Source organism: Blautia sp. Sow4_E7 (genome assembly GCF_052116245.1).
Lineage (GTDB): Bacteria > Bacillota > Clostridia > Lachnospirales > Lachnospiraceae > Blautia_A.
The window spans coordinates 1-530 of sequence record NZ_JBQKLL010000137.1 but is presented as its reverse complement, the minus strand read 5'-3'; the positions used below and the strand labels follow the sequence as shown (position 1 = coordinate 530).

Here is a 530-nt window from a genome sequence, read left to right as displayed (position 1 = left end):
GAAACAGAAGCCCCGGCAGGCTATGTAACCCCGGCTGGAACAGCTGCCAAGACAGAGACAGTAGTTGTAGAAGCAGGCCAGGCATCCGTTGTATTGTATACGATCAATGTAAGCAATACGAAGGAAAACGAAGGAAAGCTGAAACTGGTAAAAACCGGAACTGACGGTAAAAAGCTTGCAGGAGCAGAGTTCGACTTATACCGTGTGGAAGATGGAAAAGCGGACACTAGGATCAATAAGGTGCCGTTAGTAACAGATGAAAACGGAACCATTGAGATCAGTGTAGACCCAGGAAGCTATTACTTCGAAGAGACAAAAGCCCCGGCAGGCTATGTAACACCGAGCGGAGCAGCAGCAAGGACTGAGATCAAGACAGTAGAGGCTGGTCAGACAGAAGTAAAAACTTATACTTTCGAAATGAGCAATACAGAAGAAAGTAAAGGAAAACTGGAACTGGTCAAGACAGGAGCAGAGGGAAAAGCCCTTGAGGGAGCAAAATTCGACCTGTATAAAGTTGGGAATCCGGATGA

General features: G+C 46.6%; 1 protein-coding gene. It reads left to right on the top strand.

Annotation, left to right across the window (positions count from 1 at the left end; translation table 11 throughout):
- Positions 1 to 530 (top strand): prealbumin-like fold domain-containing protein (locus ACTQ50_RS19730; protein ID WP_441485573.1); only part of this gene is annotated, 530 nt, incomplete at both ends.